This is a genomic window from Streptomyces sp. NBC_00483, from assembly GCF_036013745.1.
Lineage (GTDB): Bacteria > Actinomycetota > Actinomycetes > Streptomycetales > Streptomycetaceae > Streptomyces.
On sequence record NZ_CP107880.1, the window covers coordinates 3,034,074 to 3,051,231 of the forward strand.

The following is a 17,158-nucleotide window of genomic DNA, read 5'->3' on the forward strand; positions in this document are numbered from 1 at the left end:
GTGGCCGAACTCCCCCGCCGAACCGCCGAACCGCCTCGCGAGCGTCACGACGCCCCGTACACACCCCCCGGCACGGCCGCGCGCGCCAGCAGCTCACGGGCCACGTCCCCCGCGCCCGCCGGCGTCCACCGCTCCTCCTTGTCGACGGTCGGGCCCGGCCGCCAGCCCTCCATCACGGTGATCCGGCCCGCCTCCACCTCGAAGACCCGCCCGGTCACGCCGTCCGCCGCGGCCCCCGAGCCGAGCCATACGACCAGCGGTGACACGTTCTCCGGCGCCATCGCGTCGAAGGCTCCGGACCCGGGTGCCGCCATGGTCTTGGCGAACGTCGCCTCGGTCATCCGGGTGCGGGCGGCCGGTGCTATCGCGTTGACCTGCACGCCGTAGCGCCCCATCTCGGCGGCCGCGACCAGGGTCAGGCCGAGGATCCCGGCCTTCGCCGCGCTGTAGTTGCCCTGCCCGACGGACCCCAACAGGCCCGCTCCGGAGGACGTGTTGACGACCCGGGCCGCCGGTGTGCGTCCGGCCTTCGACTCCGCCCGCCAGTACGCGGCGGCGTGCTTGAGCGGCAGGAAGTGGCCCTTGAGGTGGACCCGCATCACGGCGTCCCAGTCGTCCTCGTCGAGGTTGACGAGCATCCGGTCGCGCAGGAACCCGGCGTTGTTCACCAGTGTGTCGAGGCGCCCGAAGGTGTCGACGGCCGCCGCGACGAGCGAGGCGGCACCTTCGGAGGTCGCTATGTCCGCGCCGTGCGCCACGGCCTCGCCGCCGGATTCCCGTATCTCCTGGACGACTTGGGCCGCCGGGCTGTCCGGGGCGGGGGCGCCGTCCAGGCCCACCCCCAGGTCGTTCACGACGACCTTCGCGCCTTCGGCCGCGTACGCGAGGGCGTGCGCGCGTCCGAGTCCGCGGCCCGCTCCCGTGACGGCGACCACCCGCCCCGCGCACAGGCCTCCGCCACCGGCTCCACCGTCTTCGCCGACCGGCTTCGCATCCGTCATCTCACGCCTCCTTGTTGGCAGTTGCCGCGTCCTTGTTGGCCGTTGCCGCGTCCAGGAACGCGGGGAGCTCGCCGCCGCCGTGCATCAGCAGGCTCGCCCCGGTGATGTACGAGGCGGCGTCCGACGCCAGGAACACGGCGGCGTCGCCGACCTCGCGCGGCTCGGCCAGGCGCCCCATGGGCACGGTCGCGCCCACCGCGGCGATGCCCGCCTCATCGCCGTAGTGCAGTTCGCTCAGTTCGGTGCGGACCATGCCGAGCACCAGGGTGTTCACCCGTATTCGGGGCGCCCACTCCACGGCCATGGACCGCGCGAGGTGCTCCAGGCCCGCCTTCGCGGCCCCGTACGCCGCGCTGCCCGGCGAGGGGCGGCTGCCGCTGACGCTGCCGATCATCACGATCGAGCCGCGCGCGGCGTCGAGCTTCTCGCGGGCGGCCAGGGACGCGGTCAGCGCCGCCGTCAGATTCAGTTCGAGCACGCGTGCGTGCCGGACCGCGTCCGCCTCGGCGAGCGGGCGGTACGGCGTGCCCCCCGCGTTGTTCACCAGCACGTCCACCCGGTCTAGGCCCGCGAACAGCTCCTCCACGGCGGCCGCGTCCCGCAGGTCGACCGGTATGAACTCGCAGCCGTCCAGCGGTTCTTCGGGCGGTCTGCGGGCGCAGATGATCACCCGCGCCCCGGCCCGCGCGAAGGCCCCGGCGATCCCGGCGCCCACTCCTCTCGTGCCGCCGGTGACGACGACGACCCGACCGCTCAGATCCATCCCGGACCCCTTCCCGACCCTTTCGGGTCCACTTGCGCCGACCGCTGCCCGCCCCATTCCGCTCCCCCTCGCCGCCTGCTACCGTCATCGACGTACCAAACAAACGTTAGGTGGAAAGGTAGCTGAACGCCATGGGTGTCTCCACCTCCTCACCCGAAAAGGGCATCGCCGTCGTCACGGTCGACTTCCCGCCCGTCAACGCGCTGCCGGTGCAGGGCTGGTACGACCTGGCGGACGCCGTGCGAGCCGCGGGCCGCGATCCCGATGTGCGCTGCGTCGTGCTGACCGCGGCCGAGACCTCCCGTGGGTTCAACGCGGGGGTGGACATCAAGGAGATGCAGCGCGAGACGGCTGCGGCGGGCGGCGGCCACAGCGCGCTTCTCGGCGCCAACCGCGGCTGCTACGAGGCGTTTTCGGCGGTGTACCAGTGCGAGGTCCCGTTGGTCGCGGCGGTCGCCGGGTTCTGCCTGGGCGGCGGCATCGGACTCGTGGGGAACGCGGACGCGATCGTGGCGAGCGACGACGCGACGTTCGGCCTGCCCGAGCTGGACCGTGGCGCGCTCGGCGCGGCCACGCACCTGGCCCGCCTCGTCCCGCAGCACCTGATGCGCGCGCTGTTCTATACATCCCGTACGGCCACGGCCGCCGAACTGCAGGCGCACGGCTCGGTGTGGCAGGTCGTGCCGCGGGGGCAGCTGCGCGAGGCGGCCCTGGAGCTGGCCCGCGACATCGCCCGCAAGGACGGCTATCTGCTCCGCCTCGCCAAGTCCGCGCTCAACGGGATCGACCCCGTCGACGTGCACCGCAGCTACCGCTTCGAGCAGGGCTTCACCTTCGAGGCGAACCTGAGCGGGGTCGCCGACCGGGTCCGCGACACCTTCGGACAGGAGACCGAGCGATGACGATGACCAATGGGGGCAAGGCCGACAAGACGCTGTCGCCCGACGACGTGGTCGGGCGGCTGCGCAGTGGCATGACGATCGGCATCGGCGGCTGGGGCTCGCGCCGCAAACCCATGGCGCTGGTGCGGGCGTTGCTGCGCAGCGATGTCACGGACCTGACCGTCGTCTCGTACGGGGGCCCGGACGTCGGGCTGCTCGCGGCCGCCGGGAAGATCCGCAAGCTGGTCGCGGCGTTCGCGACGCTCGACTCCATCCCGCTCGAGCCGAACTTCAGGGCGGCGCGCCAAAACGGCGCGTTCGAGCTGATGGAGATCGACGAGGCGATGTTCATGTGGGGGCTGCACGCGGCGGCGAACCGGATGCCGTTCCTGCCCGTGCGCGCCGGGATCGGCTCGGACGTCATGCGGGTCAACCCGGGCCTGCGGACGGTGACTTCGCCGTACGAGGACGGGGAGACGTTCGTGGCGATGCCGGCGCTGCGCCTCGACGCTGCTCTGGTGCACGTGAACCGGGCGGACCGCGCGGGCAACGGCCAGTACCTGGGCCCTGACCCGTACTTCGACGATCTGTTCTGCGAGGCGGCGGACAGCGCGTACGTGTCGTGCGAGCAGTTGGTCGACGGCTTCGGGGCGGACACCGTGCCGCAGACGCTGCTGGTCAAGCGGCATTCCGTGACGGGTGTCGTGGAGACGCCGAACGGGGCGCACTTCACGTCCTGCGTGCCCGATTACGGCCGCGACGAGGCGTTCCAGAAGCTGTACGCGAGCACGCCCTGGCCCGAGTTCGCCGAGCGGTTCCTGCCGCCCGGCGGTGACGAGAAGCAGTACCAGTCCGCCGTCCAGGCCTGGCACGAGGAGCAGAAGTGAGCGTCACCAGCAGTGTCACCGCTACGGATGTGTCCCGCGCCGAGTACTGCGTGATCGCGTGCGCCGAGGCCTGGCGGGACAACGGGGAGGTGCTGGCGAGCCCGATGGGACTGATCCCGTCCGTGGGGGCGCGCCTGGCCAAGCGCACCTTCTCCCCCGGCCTGCTGCTGACCGACGGCGAGGCGATGGTGGTCGGGCTCGACGGCGCGGCGGAGGGCTGGCTCCCGTACCGGCAGCATCTGACGATGGTCACCGGCGGGAAGCGGCACGTGATGATGGGCGCGAGCCAGATCGACCGGTTCGGCAACCAGAACATCTCGTGCATCGGCGACTGGGAGCGGCCCGACCGGCAGCTCCTCGGGGTGCGCGGCGCCCCGGTCAACACGCTGAACAATCCGGTGAGTTACTGGGTCCCCAAGCACAGCCGCCGGGTCTTCGTCGAGAAGGTCGACATGATCAGCGGGGTGGGCTATGACAGCGCGGCCGCGGCGGGCCCTTCGGCGACGCGGTTCCACCGCATCCCCCGTGTCGTCACGAATCTGGCCGTCCTGGACTTCGACACCGAGGACCACGCGATGCGGCTGGTCTCCGTGCATCCGGGCGTCACGGTGGAGGAGGTCCAGGAGGCGACGGGGTTCGCACTGGTGCTCCCGGAGGGCGGCGAGGTGCCGCGCACGCGGGAGCCCACGGCCGCGGAGCTGCGGCTGATCCGGGAGGTCATCGACCCGAAGGCGACGCGGGACCGGGAGGTCAAGCCGGTATGACGCCACCCACGCCGCCTTCCGAACCGGCCCCGGCCTCCGCCGCGTTCACGATCCCGACGCCCCTGACCCGGCTCACCGGCGTGCGCCACCCCATCGTGCAGACCGGCATGGGATGGGTCGCGGGGCCTCGCCTGGTGTCGGCGGCGGCGAACGCGGGGGCGCTCGGCATCCTCGCGTCCGCCACCATGACGCTCGACCAGCTGCGCTCCGCCGTACGCGAGGTGAAGTCGCGCACGGACCAGCCCTTCGGGGTGAACCTGCGGGCCGACGCGGGGGACGCGCGCGAGCGGGTCAAGGTGATCGTCGACGAGGGCGTGAAGGTCGCCTCGTTCGCGCTGGCCCCCTCGCGCGAGCTGATCGCCGAACTGAAGGACGCGGGCGCCGTCGTGATCCCCTCGATCGGGGCGCGCCGGCACGCCGAGAAGGTCGCGGCGTGGGGCGCGGACGCGGTGATCGTGCAGGGCGGCGAGGGCGGCGGGCACACCGGCGAGGTGGCGACGTCGGTGCTGCTGCCGCAGGTGGTGGACGCCGTCGACATCCCGGTGGTCGGGGCGGGCGGCTTCCGCGACGGCCGGGGCCTGGTCGCCGCGCTCGCCTACGGGGCGGCCGGGGTCGCCATGGGGACGCGTTTCCTGCTGACGTCGGACTCGACGGTGCCGGACGCGGTGAAGGCGAAGTATCTGGCGGCGAGCGTCAAGGACGTCACGGTGACGACGGCGGTGGACGGCCTTCCGCACCGCATGCTGCGCTCGGAACTGGTCGACTCCCTGGAGAACGCGGGGCGTACGCGCGCGTTGCTGCACGCCGTGCGTCGTGCCACGGGCTTCAAGAAGCTCTCGGGCCTGAGCTGGCCGCAGATGGTGCGGGACGGCCTCGCCATGAAGCACGGCAAGGACCTCACGTGGAGCCAGGTGCTGCTGGCCGCGAACACCCCGATGCTCCTGAAGGCCTCCATGGTCGAGGGCCGCACCGACCTGGGCGTCATGGCCTCGGGCCAGGTCGCGGGCCTCATAGAGGACCTGCCCAGCTGCGCGGAGCTGGTCGACCGCGTGATGACCGAGGCCCGTAAGACGCTGGAGTCCCTCCCCACCCCACCCTGACCGGGCACGACAACGGCCCGCCTCCGCAAGGGAGTTCATGTATGCCGCGCACGTACAGAACAGGGCACGCGCACGGAACAGGGAACACGTACGCAGCGGCGGCGCTCTCGCGGCGCCGGGCGCTCGGCGCCGCGCTCGGCACGGTCACGGCGCTCGCCGCGGCCCCGGTCGCCGCGGCGACGCAGGGCCGTCCGGCCACCGGTGGCATCCGGCAGATCCCCCTCAAGGGCGCGGTGAACGTCCGGGACATCGGCGGCTACCGGGCGCGAGGCCGCGGCCGGGTCCGGTACGGGCTCGTCTACCGGGCCGACGCGCTGAGCGATCTCACCGACGCGGACGTGGCGCGGGTCGACGGCCTGCGGCTCGCCGAAGTGGTCGACTTCCGGGTGCCGTTCGAGGTGCGCACGGACGGCGCCGACCGGCTGCCAGCAGGCCTTACGGTGACCGCGCGGTCCGTATCCGACGGCGGCCAGTACGAGCAGCTGATGGCCGCGATCGGTTCGAAAGACCCGGCGGTGCAGCAGGAGTTGCTCGGGAACGGCAAGGCTGCCGCGGCGATGCGCGCCACGTACCGGATGTTCGTGAACGACGCGGCCAACCGTGCGCGGTTCGGGGAGACGCTCCGGGACGCGGCGTACGGCGGTCGTGGCGCGCTGCTGTACCACTGCACGTCAGGGAAGGACCGCACGGGCTGGATGACGTACGTGCTGCTGAGCCTGCTCGGCGTGGACCAACGGGCCGTGGAGCGCGACTACTTGGCGTCGAACGCGTTTCGCTCCGCGCATGACGCCGAGGTGCGGGAGGGGCTGCGGCAGGCGGGGCTGATGCGGGACCCCGACCTGTTGATCCCCGTCCAGGAGGTGCGCATGGAGTATCTGGACGCGGCGCGTGAGCAGGTGCGGTACGCCTTCGGCGGGATGCGTCGGTACGTTACCGAGGGGCTTGGCGTGGATCGCCGCGCGGTGGGGATGCTGCGGGCGCGCCTGGTGGAGTGAAGGCCCCTCCGGGTGTTGCGCGGCCAGGGGGGCGGAGGTCACGGGGCTCTGCCCCGGGCCCCGCTCCTCAATCGCCGGAGGGGCTCTATTTTGGCTAAGCCGCCTGCTGGCGCGGGCCGCGGGGGCCGCGGCCGCGGCGGTTGCCGCCCGAGCCGGACGAGGCCGCACCGCCGTTGGCGGATCCGGAGCGGCGGCGGCCACCGGCCGCGCCACCCGAGTTCGTGCGCTGGCCCTCGGCGCCCGCGGCGCGACCCGCACCGGTGCCCGCGGCGCGGCCGTTGCCGCCGCCGTTGCCGGAGCCGCCGCGGGAGCGGCGGGAGCGGCGCGGCTTGGCCGCGGCGGCGGGAGCGGCCGGCTCCGGCACGGCGATGGCCACGGCGACACCGGACGGCTCGCGCGCGCCGGTGATCTCCGTCAGTGCCTCGTCCGTGGAGCGGACCTGCGTCGTACGCGGCTGGATCTTGGCGTCCCGCATCAGGCGCTGCACATCGCGCTTCTGCTCGGGCAGGACCAGGGTGACGACGCTGCCGGACTCGCCGGCGCGGGCGGTGCGGCCGCCGCGGTGCAGGTAGTCCTTGTGCTCGGTGGGCGGGTCGACGTTGACGACGAGGCCGAGGTCGTCGACGTGGATGCCGCGCGCCGCGACGTTCGTGGCGACGAGCGCGGTGACCCGGCCGTCCTTGAACTGCTCCAGGGTGCGGTTGCGCTGCGGCTGGCTGCGGCCGCCGTGCAGCGGAGCCGCGTACACGCCGGCGGCGAGAAGCCGCTTGGCGAGCCGGTCGGCGGAGCGCTTGGTGTCGACGAAGAGGATGACGCGGCCTTCGCGGGCGGCGATGCGCGCGGTGACGGCCTTCTTGTCGGTCTCGTCGGCGAGGTGCAGGACGTGGTGCTCCATCGTCGTCACCGCGCCCGCGGACGGGTCGACGGAGTGCACGACGGGGTCGCTGAGGAACTGCTTGACGAGCCGGTCCACGTTCTTGTCGAGCGTCGCGGAGAACAGCATCGTCTGGCCGCCCCGCTCGACCTGCTTCAGGAGCGCGGTGACCTGCGGCATGAAGCCCATGTCGGCCATCTGGTCGGCCTCGTCGAGCACCGTCGTGCGCACCGAGCCGAGCACGCAGTCGCCGCGCTCGATGAGGTCCTTGAGGCGCCCGGGGGTGGCGACGACGACCTCGGCGCCGCGGCGCAGCGCGCCGGCCTGGCGGGAGATCGACATGCCGCCGACGACGGTCGCGACGCGCAGCTTCAGCGCGGTGGCGTACGGGGTGAGGGCGTCGGTGACCTGCTGGGCGAGCTCACGCGTGGGGACGAGGACGAGCGCGAGAGGGGACTTCGGCTCGGCCTTGGCGCCGGTCGTGTGGGTGAGCAGCGGGAGGCCGAAGGCGAGGGTCTTGCCGGAGCCGGTACGGCCGCGGCCGAGGAGGTCCCGTCCGGCGAGCGAGTTCGGGAGCGTCGCGGCCTGGATGGGGAACGGCTCCGTGACGCCCTGCTCACCCAGCGTCTTCAGAAGGGCGGCCGGCATGTCGAGCTCGGCGAAGCTGTCCACCGCGGGCAGCGCGGGAGTGGTGTTCTCCGGCATGGTGAATTCGCTCGGCGGCGCGGACTGTTGCCTGCGGCGCTGCTCGGGGGCGCGGCGCTGCCCGGCTGCGGGACGGGGGCGGCGGGACGGGCGGGCAGAACTGGCCATGCGGCGATGCCTTCCGGGACGGGACAGCAGGAACCGGGGCCCGCACCATAGCGGTGCGGGCCCCGGCCCGGTGATGCTCGATCCGACACCCGCCGGTCAGCCCGGCGGTGTCGAGTGATCTACGAGCGAGATCAGGCGGGGAGGATGTTCTCCGCCTGCGGGCCCTTCTGGCCCTGCGTGACGTCGAACGTCACCTTCTGGCCCTCCTGGAGCTCACGGAAGCCCGAGGTGGCGATGTTCGAGTAGTGGGCGAAGACGTCGGCGCCGCCGCCGTCCTGCTCGATGAAGCCGAAGCCCTTTTCCGAGTTGAACCACTTAACGATACCGGTGGCCATGTCGTTCTCCTTAAGAACAGGTAGCAGTCCCCATTCCAATAACGCCCAGGTGAACGCCGGAAACCAGGAAATTTCCCGGGAAAACAATAATGCGCCTGAGGAACATTCCCGTCAGGCGCACATAAAGTCTATGGGTACCAAAACTGCAACGTCGTGAATCTTAGCATGCGACGTCACCGGACCGCGATCCCGTCCAGGACCATCGACAGATACTGGCGCGCGATCTCCTCCGGACTGTGCCTCCCGCCGGGCCGGTACCAGGACGCCGCGACCCACACGGTGTCGCGTACGAACCGGTAGGTGAGGCGGATGTCGAGGTCGGCGCGGAAGACCTGGTCGGCGACGCCGCGCTCCAGGGTGGTCAGCCAGGTCTTCTCGAACCTGCGCTGCGACTCGGCGAGGAACGCGAAGCGTTCCTGCGCGACGAGCTGCTGGGACTCCCGCTGGTAGATGGCGACGGCGGCGCGGTGCCGGTCGATCTCCCGGAAGGACTCGGTGACCAGCGCCTCCAGCGTCTCCCTCGGCCCGAGTGCGTCGTCGAGCACGGTGTCGTAGCCGGACCACAGCTCGTCGAGGAAGCCGCGCAGGATCTCCTCCAGCATCGATTCCTTGGAGTCGAAGTGGTAGTAGAGGCTGCCGGCGAGCATGCCCGCGTGGTCGGCGATCTTGCGGACCGTCGTGGCGTTGTAGCCCTGCTCGGCGAAGACCTCGGCCGCGGTGTGCAGGAGCTCGCCGCGCCGCTCGGGCGCGGCGTTCGTCGACTGGGACTTCTTCTTCGCGGGCTTCGCGGGCTTCGTTGACTTCGTAGGCACGGGCCCATTGTCCCGGGCATCGGGGTCGCCGGGCGAAGTGGTCCCCGCCCATCACCCCATCGGCACGGGCGAATCGTCATGTCCGAGGCATCCGTCCGGCCGACGCGCCGCCGTCGGCGGAGACCTCGGCGCCGGTGAGGTAGGAGGCGTCGTCGGAGGCGAGGAACGCGACGAGCCGGGCGACCTCCTCGGGCCGGCCGATGCGGCCGAGCGCGGCGGCCGGGTGCTCGGTGGTGCCGAGGTGGGCGGTCATCGCCGTGTCGATGGCGCCGGGGAAGACGGCGTTGACGCGGATGCCGTCGCCGCCGAGTTCGAGGGCGGCGGTGCGGCTCAGCCCGCGCAGCCCCCACTTCGCGGCGCCGTACGAGCCGTGCCCCCAGATGCCCTGGACGCCGGCCTGCGAGGAGATGTTGACGATCGCGCCGCCCCGCTCCCCCGCCCGCATGGCGGGGACGACGGCCTGGACGCCCAGGAACGGGCCGACGAGGTCGACCTTGAGGATCCGCTCCAGCTGGGCCGGATCCTCGTCGACGATGGGTGACGTCGTGTAGATGGCGGCGTTGTTGACGAGGATGTCGAGCTGCCCGTACGCACGGACGGCGACGTCGACGGCGTGCGCCCAGGAAGCCGCTTCGGTGACATCGAGTCTCACGAACCGCGCGGCGTCACCGAGATCATCGGCGACCTTCTCCCCTTCGGCCACGAGGACGTCCCCGAGCACGACCCGTGTCCCGCGCGCCACGAGTTCGCGGGTGATGGCCTCCCCCATGCCGCGGGCCCCACCGGTCACGAGGGCGACCTTCCCGGCCAGTTGCCCACGTTGCTCACTCGTCGTCGTACGAGGCGGGCTCGTCACAGGCGCTCGATGATCGTGACGTTGGCCTGGCCGCCGCCCTCGCACATCGTCTGGAGGCCGAACCGGCCGCCGGTGCGCTCCAGTTCGTGCAGCAGGGTCGTCATCAGCTTGCTGCCGGTGGCGCCGAGGGGGTGGCCGAGGGCGATCGCGCCGCCGTTGACGTTGACCTTCTCGGGGTCGGTGCCGGTCTCCTTGAGCCAGGCGAGGACGACCGGAGCGAACGCCTCGTTGATCTCGACGAGGTCGATGTCGTCCATGGTCAGGCCGGTCTTCTTCAGCGCGTACGCGGTCGCCGGGATGGGCGCGGACAGCATCCGGATGGGGTCCTCGCCGCGTACGGAGAGGTGGTGGATGCGGGCCCGGGGCGTCAGCCCGTGTTCCCGTACGGCCTGTTCGGAGGCGATCAGCAGGGCCGCCGCTCCGTCGGAGACCTGTGAGGAGCAGGCGGCGGTGATGGTGCCGCCCTCGACGACCGGGTTCAGGCCCGCCATCTTCTCCAGGGTCGTGTCCCGGCGCGGCCCCTCGTCTGCGGTGACGTCCCCGTAGGCGACGGACTCCTTCGCGAACCGGCCCTCGTCGATCGCGCGCAGCGCCCGCTGGTGGGAGCGCAGCGCCCACTCCTCCTGGTCCTGCCGCGTGATGCCCCACTTCTCGGCGATGAGTTCGGCGCCGTGGAACTGGTTGACGGGCGCGTCGCCGTAGCGGGCGCGCCAGCCCTCGCTGCCGAGGAAGGGGCCCTCGGTGAGGCCGAGCGGTTCGGCGGCCTGCCGGGAGGCGAAGGCGATCGGGATCATCGACATGTTCTGTGTGCCGCCCGCGACGACGAGGTCCTGTGTCCCGGAGAGCACGCCCTGCGCCGCGAAGTGGATGGCCTGCTGGGAGGAGCCGCACTGCCGGTCGACGGTGACGCCCGGCACCTCCTCGGGAAGCCCCGCGGCGAGCCAGCAGGTGCGGGCGATGTCGCCGGCCTGCGGGCCGACGGTGTCGAGGCAGCCGAAGACGACGTCCTCGACGGCGGCCGGGTCGACCCCGGTGCGCGCGACGAGCTCCTTCAGGACATGGGCGCCCAGGTCGGCGGGGTGGACTGCGCTGAGCCCGCCCTTGCGCCGCCCGACGGGCGTACGGACCGCATCGACGATGTAGGCCTCGGCCATGACGCATCAACTCCAGTCTCTTCTAAGGGTGGTGGGGTTGGGCTATCCCGTCGAGCACCATCGCGAGGTACTCGCGGGCGATCTCCTCGGGGCTGTGCCGGCCGCCCGGCCGGTACCAGGACGCGGCGACCCACACGGTGTCGCGCACGAACCGGTAGGTGAGCCGAATGTCGAGGTCGGCGCGGAACGCCCCGGCCGCCACGCCTTCTTGGAGGGTGGTCAGCCAGGTCTGCTCGAACTTGCGCTGCGACGCGGCGAGGAACGCGAACCGCTCCCTGGCCGCGAGCGCCTTCGACTCCTTCTGGTAGATGGCGACGGCGGGCCCGTGCCGGTCGATCTCCCGGAACGACTCGGTGACCAGGGCCCGCATCGTCTCGCGCGGCCCGTGTCCGGCGGCGAGCACGGTGTCGTAGCGACCCCACAGCTCGTCGAGGAAACCGCGGAGGATCTCCTCGACGATCGAGTCCTTGGAGTCGAAGTGGTAGTAGAGGCTGCCCGCGAGCATCCCCGCGGCGTCGGCGATCCGGCGCACGGTGGTGGCGTCGTAGCCCTGCGCCGCGAACACCCCGGCCGCCGCGGCGAGGAGCTCTTGGCGCCGCTCGGGCGTGGGGCTCATGCGCGCTGGCTGCTGACGGAGACGGTTTCGCCGGTCATGTACGAGGAGTAGCCGGAGGCGAGGAAGACCATCACGTTGGCCACCTCCCAGGGCTGTGCGTACCGGCCGAAGGCCTCCTTCTCGGTCAGCTCGGCGAGCAGTTCCTCGGAGGTGACCTTCGCCAGGTGCGGGTGCATGGCGAGGCTGGGCGCCACCGCGTTGACCCGCACTCCGTACTCGGCGGCCTCTATCGCGGCGGTCCTGGTCAGGGCCATCACGCCGGCCTTCGCTGCGGCGTAGTGCGCCTGTCCGGCCTGGGCGCGCCAGCCGATGACGGACGCGTTGTTGACGATCACGCCGCCGCGGCCGGTGTCGCGGAAGACGCGCAGGGCGGCCCGGACGCACCGGAACGTCCCGTTCAGGGTGACGTCCAGGACCTTCGTCCACTGCTCGTCGCTCATGTCGACGAGCGCCGAAGTGCCGCCGAGGCCCGCGTTGTTGACGACTATGTCGAGCCTGCCGTGCCGCTCCGCGGCGTGCGCGAAGAGTGCCTGCACCTGCTCCTCGTCGGTGACGTCGCAGGCTTGCGCGGAGACCCGGTCGGCGCCGAACTCGGCGGCGAGGGCCGCTTCGCTCTCCTTCAGTCGGCGTGCGTGCGCGTCGCTGATGACGACGCGGGCGCCCTCCTCCAGGAAGCGGCGGGCGGTGGCGCCGCCGATCCCGGCGCCTGCGGCCGCGGTGATGACGGCGCCGCGCCCGTCGAGCAGTTGATGCCCGGGCACGTAGTCAGGGGCGACGGAACTCATACGCGCACCTCTTTCGGCAGGGAAGGCCTCGACGCTGTCCACGCCCATAAGCTAACCTACCAAACACTTGTTAGGGAAGGATGATTCCGATGCCCGCAGCGCACGCCGCCGAGACCGGACCCGACGCCGGTCCCGGCACCGGTCCCGGCACTCCCGTCCTGTACGAGGTCAGGGGCCGGGTCGCCCACGTGACGATGAACCGCCCGAAGTACCGCAACGCCCAGAACTCGGCGATGACGTACGCCCTGGACTCCGCCTTCTACCGGGCCGCCGAGGACGAGGCCGTGAAGGTGATCGTGCTCGCGGGCGCGGGCGAGCACTTCTCGGCGGGGCACGACATCGGGACGCCGGAGCGGGACGCGCATCTGCCGTTCGAGCGGCGGGCCGGGCTGTGGTGGGACCACTCCGACAAGCGGGGCGCCGAGTCGCGGTTCGCCCGTGAGTCGGAGGTGTACCTGGGCATGTGCAGGCGCTGGCGCGAGCTGCCGAAGCCGGTGATCGCCTCGGTGCAAGGGGCGTGCGTGGCGGGCGGGTTGATGCTGGCCTGGGTGTGCGACCTGATCGTGGCGAGCGAGGACGCGTTCTTCGCCGACCCTGTCGTCCGGATGGGGATACCGGGCGTCGAGTACTTCGCGCACCCGTGGGTGATGCCGCCGCGGATCGCCAAGGAGTTCCTGTTCACGGGCGAGCGGATGAGCGCGCGCAGGGCGTACGAGGTGGGGATGGTCAACCGGGTGGCGCCCCGGGACGAACTGGCGGCGGCCACGCGTGACTTGGCGGACCGGGTGGGTGAGATGCCGCGGCTCGGGCTCGCGCTGACCAAGCGCGCGGTGAACCAGGCGGAGGATCTCCAGGGCCTGCACGCGGGCATGGACTCGGTCTTCGGCCTGCACCACCTGGCGCACGCGCACAACGCGGAGACGGCGGCGGACTCCCTGGGCGGCATGGACGTCCACGCCATGAAGGAGGCGGGCGCCCGATGAACCTGGAGTTCACCCCGGATCAGGACGCGTTCCGCGAGGAGGCGCGGGCGTGGCTCGCCGAGCACGTTCCGGCCGAGCCGCTGCCCTCCTTGGAAACCGCCGAGGGCTTCGCCGCGCACCGCGCGTGGGAGGCCGAGATGTCCGCGGACCGCTGGTCGGTCGTCTCGTGGCCCGAGGAGTTCGGGGGCCGCGGTGTCGACATCTTCAAGTGGCTGATCTTCGAGGAGGAGTACTACGCGGCGGGGGCGCCGGGCCGCGTCTCGCAGAACGGCATCAACCTCCTCGCGCCCACGCTCTTCGACCACGCCACGGACGAGCAGCGGGCGCGCGTGCTGCCGTCGATGGCGAGCGGTGAGGTGATCTGGGCGCAGGCCTGGTCGGAGCCGGAGGCGGGTTCCGACCTGGCGGCGCTGCGGTCGCGGGCGGTGCGCACGGACGGCGGGTGGCGCTTGCGCGGGCAGAAGACGTGGTCGTCGCGGGCGGCGTTCGCGGACCGGGCGTTCGGCATCTTCCGTACGGACCCGGAGGCGGCCAAGCCTCATCACGGGCTCACGTACTTGATGTTCGACCTGCGCGCGCCGGGTGTCACGGTCCGGCCGATCGGCCGCATCGACGGCAAGCCGGCCTTCGCCGAGCTGTTCCTGGACGACGTGTTCGTGCCCGACGAGGACGTGATCGGGGAGGTCGGCAAGGGCTGGCGCATCGCGATGTCGACGACGGGGAACGAGCGGGGGCTCATGCTCCGCTCCCCCGGCCGCTTCCTCGCCTCCGCGGACCGGCTGCTCGAGCTGTGGCGGGAGCGCGGCGCGGACCCGGCGGTGCGGGACCGGGTGGCGGACGCGGTGGTGGGGGCGCGCGCGTACCAGCTGTTCACGTACGGCAACGCGTCGCGGTTCGCGGCGGGTGAGCAGATAGGGGCGGAGTCGAGCCTGAACAAGGTGTTCTGGTCGGAGTACGACATCGCGCTGCACGAGACGGCGCTCGAACTTCTCGGCGCCGACGGAGAGTTGGCGGACGGCGAGTGGGCCGAGGGCTACACCTTCTCGCTCGCGGGGCCCATCTACGCCGGTACGAACGAGATCCAGCGCGACATCATCGCCGAGCGGCTGCTCGGCCTGCCGAAGGGACGCCGCTGATGAGGTTCCTCCTGGACGCGGAGCAGGCCGAGTTCGGCCGCACGCTCGACCGGATGCTCACGGCGGCGGACACCCCTTCGGTGGTCCGCGCGTGGGCGGGCGGCGACGCGGGGCCCGGGCGGGCGCTGTGGGGGCGGCTCGCGGAGGCGGGCGTGTTCGCGCTCGCGGTGCCGGAGGCGTACGAGGGGGTGGGCCCGCTTCCCGTGGAACTGGCCTTGTCGTACGTGGAGTTGGGGCGGCACGCGGTGCCGGGTCCTGTGGTCGAGACGGCGGCGGTGGCGACGTTGCTGAGCGGCACGGAGGCCGCGAAGGAGTGGCTGCCGCGGATCGCGGCGGGAGAGGTGGTGGCCACCCTGCCTTCCGGTCCTTACGCGCTGGACGCGGACGCGGCGGACGCCGTCTTCATGGTGGACGGTGACGCGGTGCGGCTCGCCGCCGGGTACGGGCCGCTGCGGGAGTCGGCCGACCCCGCGCGGCGCCTGTTCGTGCCCGAGGGGGGCGAGGTCGTGGCGCGCGGCGCGAAGGTGCGGGAGGCGTCGGAGATGGCGGCACTTCTGACGGCGGCGCAGGCGCTCGGCGTGGGCCTGGAACTACTCCGCCGCACGGTCGACTACGTCCGGCAGCGCGAGCAGTTCGGCGTGCCGGTCGGCTCGTTCCAGGCGGTCAAGCATCGCCTCGCGGACGCGCTGGTGGGCCTGGAGTTCGCGCGCCCGCTGCTGTTCGGAGCGGCACTCACGATGTCCCCGTCCGACATCGCAGCGGCGAAGCTCTCAGCGGGCGAGGCGGCCTACGCGGCAGCCCGTGCAGCTCTCCAACTCCACGGCGCCGTGGGCTACACGGAGGAGCTGGACCTGTCCCTATGGCTCCGCAAGGCCCGCCCACTCCGGGACGCATGGGCCACACCGTCCGCGTGCCGCGCGCGAATCGTGGCATAGCGGCCCCCGTAACGGTCACGCGGCACCGGGGCGCCGCCTTGCCCACCCTGCCGCCCCAGGCGGCAGATTGCCCAAGGCGGTGGCGATCGACCGCAACGGGTGGGGAGCCGTGCCTGCGGCGGATTGCCCATGGCCGTGGCGGCGTCGGCCGCAGCGGTTGGCGGAGGTTGCCCAAGACGGGGCGACGTCGACCGCGACGGGTGGGGAGCCGTGGCCGTCGCCGGATCGCCCAAGGCGGCGCCGGCACCCCGTCGGGCCGACGCCCCCGGAGGGGGCGGGTGGGCAAATCAAGCCCCTGCGGCGCTTGAGCAGCGGGGTCCGGGGCGGAGCCCCGAATCCGTAACGCCGGTCCGGCAAAACCAGCCCCGCCGGCGATTGAGGCGCGGGGTCCGGGGCGGAGCCCCGTGGCGTAGGACCGGTACCGGGTCAGGAACGGGCACCGGTCGCCAAGTCGCACAGACACTCGCTTAATGTGTGCCGCATGAAACGCGCAGGCTGCCTGCTCCTCTCCTTCGTCGCCGTGGCCCCCCTCGCCACCGCCGCCGTCTACCTCCTGTCACCGGACGACAAGCAGGACGGCGCGGGCCCACGCCCCACCACCTCCGCCCCGGCCCGCCCCGGCAACCAGTCGGAAGCGGAGCGCAAGGCCGACGACAAGGTGATCGCAAGCCTGCCTCCCGGCCTCGCCGCCCCGCAGAAGAAGGACCTGGCCCAGCAGATCGTCGCCAGCGCCGAGAACTCGACCCTCAACTGGCGTGGCCAGTACGGCTACATCGAGGACATCGACGACGGCCAGGGCTACACGGCCGGCATCATCGGCTTCTGCACCGGCACCCACGACCTGCTGACCCTGGTCGAGCGCTACACCAAGACCCACCCGGACAACGGCCTCGCCCGCTACCTCCCCGCCCTGCGCAAGGTCGACGGCACGGACTCCCACAAGGGCCTCGACCCCGGCTTCACCGCGGCGTGGAAGCAGGAGGCCACGCACAAGGCCTTCCGGGACATCCAGGAGAAGGAGCGCGACCGCGGCTACTTCGACCCCGCGGTCCGCCTCGCCAAGCTCGACGGCCTCGGCACGCTCGGCCAGTTCGTCTACTACGACGCGATGGTCCTGCACGGCCCCGGCACAAGCCCGAACGGCTTCTACGGACTGCGCGAGGCGGCCCTCAAGGAGGCCGACACCCCGTCGCAGGGCGGCAGCGAGAAGAACTACCTCGACATCTTCCTCGACCTGCGCCGCAAGGCCATGAAGTCCAAGAACCCCGACCGCGACACCACCCGCATCGACACGGCGCAGCGCCAGTTCCTCTACGACGGGAACCTGTCCCTGAAGACTCCGCTGACGTGGAAGGTGTACGGCGAGACGTTCCACGTCGACTGACGCGACCGAGCCCGAAGCCCCCCGAACGCACCGCGACGCCCGCCCAGCGTCCGGTCGGGGACTTTATAGGGCGAGCGTCGCGCT

General features: G+C 72.0%; 18 protein-coding genes. 9 read left to right on the top strand and 9 right to left on the bottom strand.

All coding sequences use genetic code 11. The annotated features are described in order from the left end of the window. Positions 1–44: 44 nt before the first annotated feature. Both OHA73_RS13385 and OHA73_RS13390 read right to left on the bottom strand, forming a co-directional pair. Positions 45–1,001 (bottom strand): SDR family oxidoreductase, encoded by a 957-nt coding sequence (locus tag OHA73_RS13385; RefSeq protein WP_327655149.1) that lies wholly within the window; start codon positions 999–1,001, stop codon positions 45–47. Position 1,002: 1 nt separating this feature from the next. Beyond that, a complete protein-coding gene (locus OHA73_RS13390) occupies positions 1,003–1,764 on the bottom strand; it encodes an SDR family oxidoreductase (RefSeq protein ID WP_267070787.1) in 762 nt (253 codons plus the stop codon). A 131-nt stretch (positions 1,765–1,895) separates the two neighbouring features. On the opposite strand from OHA73_RS13390, the gene OHA73_RS13395 reads away from it, so the two are divergent. Genes OHA73_RS13395 through OHA73_RS13415 form a run of 5 tightly spaced genes read left to right on the top strand, consistent with a single transcriptional unit; the run spans position 1,896 to position 6,391 of the window. Next, positions 1,896–2,666 carry an enoyl-CoA hydratase family protein gene (locus tag OHA73_RS13395; protein WP_267070786.1) on the top strand — a complete coding sequence of 257 codons (771 nt, stop codon included), beginning with the start codon at positions 1,896–1,898 and terminating at the stop codon, positions 2,664–2,666. Continuing rightward, positions 2,663–3,532, top strand: a complete 870-nt coding sequence (locus OHA73_RS13400; protein WP_267070785.1) for a CoA transferase subunit A — start codon at positions 2,663–2,665, stop codon at positions 3,530–3,532. Before OHA73_RS13395 ends, OHA73_RS13400 begins: the two co-directional genes overlap by 4 nt. Beyond that, positions 3,529–4,296, top strand: coding sequence for a CoA-transferase subunit beta (locus tag OHA73_RS13405; RefSeq protein ID WP_266720708.1), 768 nt, complete (start codon positions 3,529–3,531; stop codon positions 4,294–4,296). Before OHA73_RS13400 ends, OHA73_RS13405 begins: the two co-directional genes overlap by 4 nt. 50 nt (positions 4,297–4,346) lie before the next feature. Continuing rightward, a complete protein-coding gene (locus OHA73_RS13410; protein WP_266725546.1) occupies positions 4,347–5,396 on the top strand; it encodes an NAD(P)H-dependent flavin oxidoreductase in 1,050 nt (349 codons plus the stop codon). A gap of 41 nt (positions 5,397–5,437) precedes the next feature. Next, positions 5,438–6,391 carry a tyrosine-protein phosphatase gene (locus tag OHA73_RS13415; RefSeq protein WP_266720707.1) on the top strand — a complete coding sequence of 318 codons (954 nt, stop codon included), beginning with the start codon at positions 5,438–5,440 and terminating at the stop codon, positions 6,389–6,391. A 94-nt stretch (positions 6,392–6,485) separates the two neighbouring features. Here the strand turns inward: OHA73_RS13415 and OHA73_RS13420 are convergent, their stop codons facing one another. From OHA73_RS13420 to OHA73_RS13450, 7 genes are all read right to left on the bottom strand, one after another. Continuing rightward, a complete protein-coding gene (locus OHA73_RS13420; protein WP_267070783.1) occupies positions 6,486–8,078 on the bottom strand; it encodes a DEAD/DEAH box helicase in 1,593 nt (530 codons plus the stop codon). 131 nt (positions 8,079–8,209) lie between these two features. After that, positions 8,210–8,413 (bottom strand): cold-shock protein, encoded by a 204-nt coding sequence (locus OHA73_RS13425; RefSeq protein WP_266720703.1) that lies wholly within the window; start codon positions 8,411–8,413, stop codon positions 8,210–8,212. A 173-nt stretch (positions 8,414–8,586) separates the two neighbouring features. Then, positions 8,587–9,225 (bottom strand): TetR/AcrR family transcriptional regulator, encoded by a 639-nt coding sequence (locus tag OHA73_RS13430; protein ID WP_323179704.1) that lies wholly within the window; start codon positions 9,223–9,225, stop codon positions 8,587–8,589. Positions 9,226–9,301: 76 nt separating this feature from the next. Continuing rightward, entirely contained in the window at positions 9,302–10,081 is a 780-nt protein-coding gene (locus OHA73_RS13435; RefSeq protein ID WP_327655150.1) for an SDR family NAD(P)-dependent oxidoreductase, read from the bottom strand. Beyond that, positions 10,078–11,235: an acetyl-CoA C-acetyltransferase gene (locus OHA73_RS13440; protein WP_266720699.1), complete on the bottom strand. Its 1,158-nt coding sequence runs from the start codon at positions 11,233–11,235 to the stop codon at positions 10,078–10,080. Before OHA73_RS13440 ends, OHA73_RS13435 begins: the two co-directional genes overlap by 4 nt. A 22-nt stretch (positions 11,236–11,257) precedes the next feature. Next, positions 11,258–11,851 carry a TetR/AcrR family transcriptional regulator gene (locus OHA73_RS13445; protein ID WP_266720697.1) on the bottom strand — a complete coding sequence of 198 codons (594 nt, stop codon included), beginning with the start codon at positions 11,849–11,851 and terminating at the stop codon, positions 11,258–11,260. Continuing rightward, positions 11,848–12,636: an SDR family oxidoreductase gene (locus OHA73_RS13450; protein WP_327655151.1), complete on the bottom strand. Its 789-nt coding sequence runs from the start codon at positions 12,634–12,636 to the stop codon at positions 11,848–11,850. Before OHA73_RS13450 ends, OHA73_RS13445 begins: the two co-directional genes overlap by 4 nt. Positions 12,637–12,725: 89 nt before the next feature. On the opposite strand from OHA73_RS13450, the gene OHA73_RS13455 reads away from it, so the two are divergent. The 4 genes from OHA73_RS13455 (at position 12,726) to OHA73_RS13470 (ending at position 17,074) form a co-directional block, all read left to right on the top strand. Beyond that, a complete protein-coding gene (locus OHA73_RS13455) occupies positions 12,726–13,619 on the top strand; it encodes an enoyl-CoA hydratase (RefSeq protein WP_327655152.1) in 894 nt (297 codons plus the stop codon). Next, entirely contained in the window at positions 13,616–14,755 is a 1,140-nt protein-coding gene (locus tag OHA73_RS13460; RefSeq protein ID WP_267070780.1) for an acyl-CoA dehydrogenase family protein, read from the top strand. The genes OHA73_RS13455 and OHA73_RS13460 overlap by 4 nt, the downstream gene beginning before the upstream one ends. Next, positions 14,755–15,690, top strand: a complete 936-nt coding sequence (locus OHA73_RS13465; protein ID WP_327655153.1) for an acyl-CoA dehydrogenase — start codon at positions 14,755–14,757, stop codon at positions 15,688–15,690. Before OHA73_RS13460 ends, OHA73_RS13465 begins: the two co-directional genes overlap by 1 nt. Positions 15,691–16,171: 481 nt before the next feature. Beyond that, complete coding sequence (locus OHA73_RS13470; RefSeq protein ID WP_327655154.1) at positions 16,172–17,074, top strand: chitosanase; 903 nt, start codon at positions 16,172–16,174, stop codon at positions 17,072–17,074. The last annotated feature ends 84 nt before the right edge of the window (positions 17,075–17,158 follow it).

What these genes read in the sequence shown, in the direction of transcription:
- OHA73_RS13385 (WP_327655149.1), bottom strand. Translation starts at nt 1,001, where the DNA reads ATGACGGATGCGAAGCCGGTCGGCGAAGACGGTGGAGCCGGTGGCGGA.
- OHA73_RS13390 (WP_267070787.1), bottom strand. Translation starts at nt 1,764, where the DNA reads ATGGATCTGAGCGGTCGGGTCGTCGTCGTCACCGGCGGCACGAGAGGA.
- OHA73_RS13395 (WP_267070786.1), top strand. Translation starts at nt 1,896, where the DNA reads ATGGGTGTCTCCACCTCCTCACCCGAAAAGGGCATCGCCGTCGTCACG.
- OHA73_RS13400 (WP_267070785.1), top strand. Translation starts at nt 2,663, where the DNA reads ATGACGATGACCAATGGGGGCAAGGCCGACAAGACGCTGTCGCCCGAC.
- OHA73_RS13415 (WP_266720707.1), top strand. Translation starts at nt 5,438, where the DNA reads ATGCCGCGCACGTACAGAACAGGGCACGCGCACGGAACAGGGAACACG.
- OHA73_RS13420 (WP_267070783.1), bottom strand. Translation starts at nt 8,078, where the DNA reads ATGGCCAGTTCTGCCCGCCCGTCCCGCCGCCCCCGTCCCGCAGCCGGG.
- OHA73_RS13425 (WP_266720703.1), bottom strand. Translation starts at nt 8,413, where the DNA reads ATGGCCACCGGTATCGTTAAGTGGTTCAACTCGGAAAAGGGCTTCGGC.
- OHA73_RS13440 (WP_266720699.1), bottom strand. Translation starts at nt 11,235, where the DNA reads ATGGCCGAGGCCTACATCGTCGATGCGGTCCGTACGCCCGTCGGGCGG.
- OHA73_RS13445 (WP_266720697.1), bottom strand. Translation starts at nt 11,851, where the DNA reads ATGAGCCCCACGCCCGAGCGGCGCCAAGAGCTCCTCGCCGCGGCGGCC.
- OHA73_RS13450 (WP_327655151.1), bottom strand. Translation starts at nt 12,636, where the DNA reads ATGAGTTCCGTCGCCCCTGACTACGTGCCCGGGCATCAACTGCTCGAC.
- OHA73_RS13455 (WP_327655152.1), top strand. Translation starts at nt 12,726, where the DNA reads ATGCCCGCAGCGCACGCCGCCGAGACCGGACCCGACGCCGGTCCCGGC.
- OHA73_RS13460 (WP_267070780.1), top strand. Translation starts at nt 13,616, where the DNA reads ATGAACCTGGAGTTCACCCCGGATCAGGACGCGTTCCGCGAGGAGGCG.
- OHA73_RS13465 (WP_327655153.1), top strand. Translation starts at nt 14,755, where the DNA reads ATGAGGTTCCTCCTGGACGCGGAGCAGGCCGAGTTCGGCCGCACGCTC.
- OHA73_RS13470 (WP_327655154.1), top strand. Translation starts at nt 16,172, where the DNA reads ATGAAACGCGCAGGCTGCCTGCTCCTCTCCTTCGTCGCCGTGGCCCCC.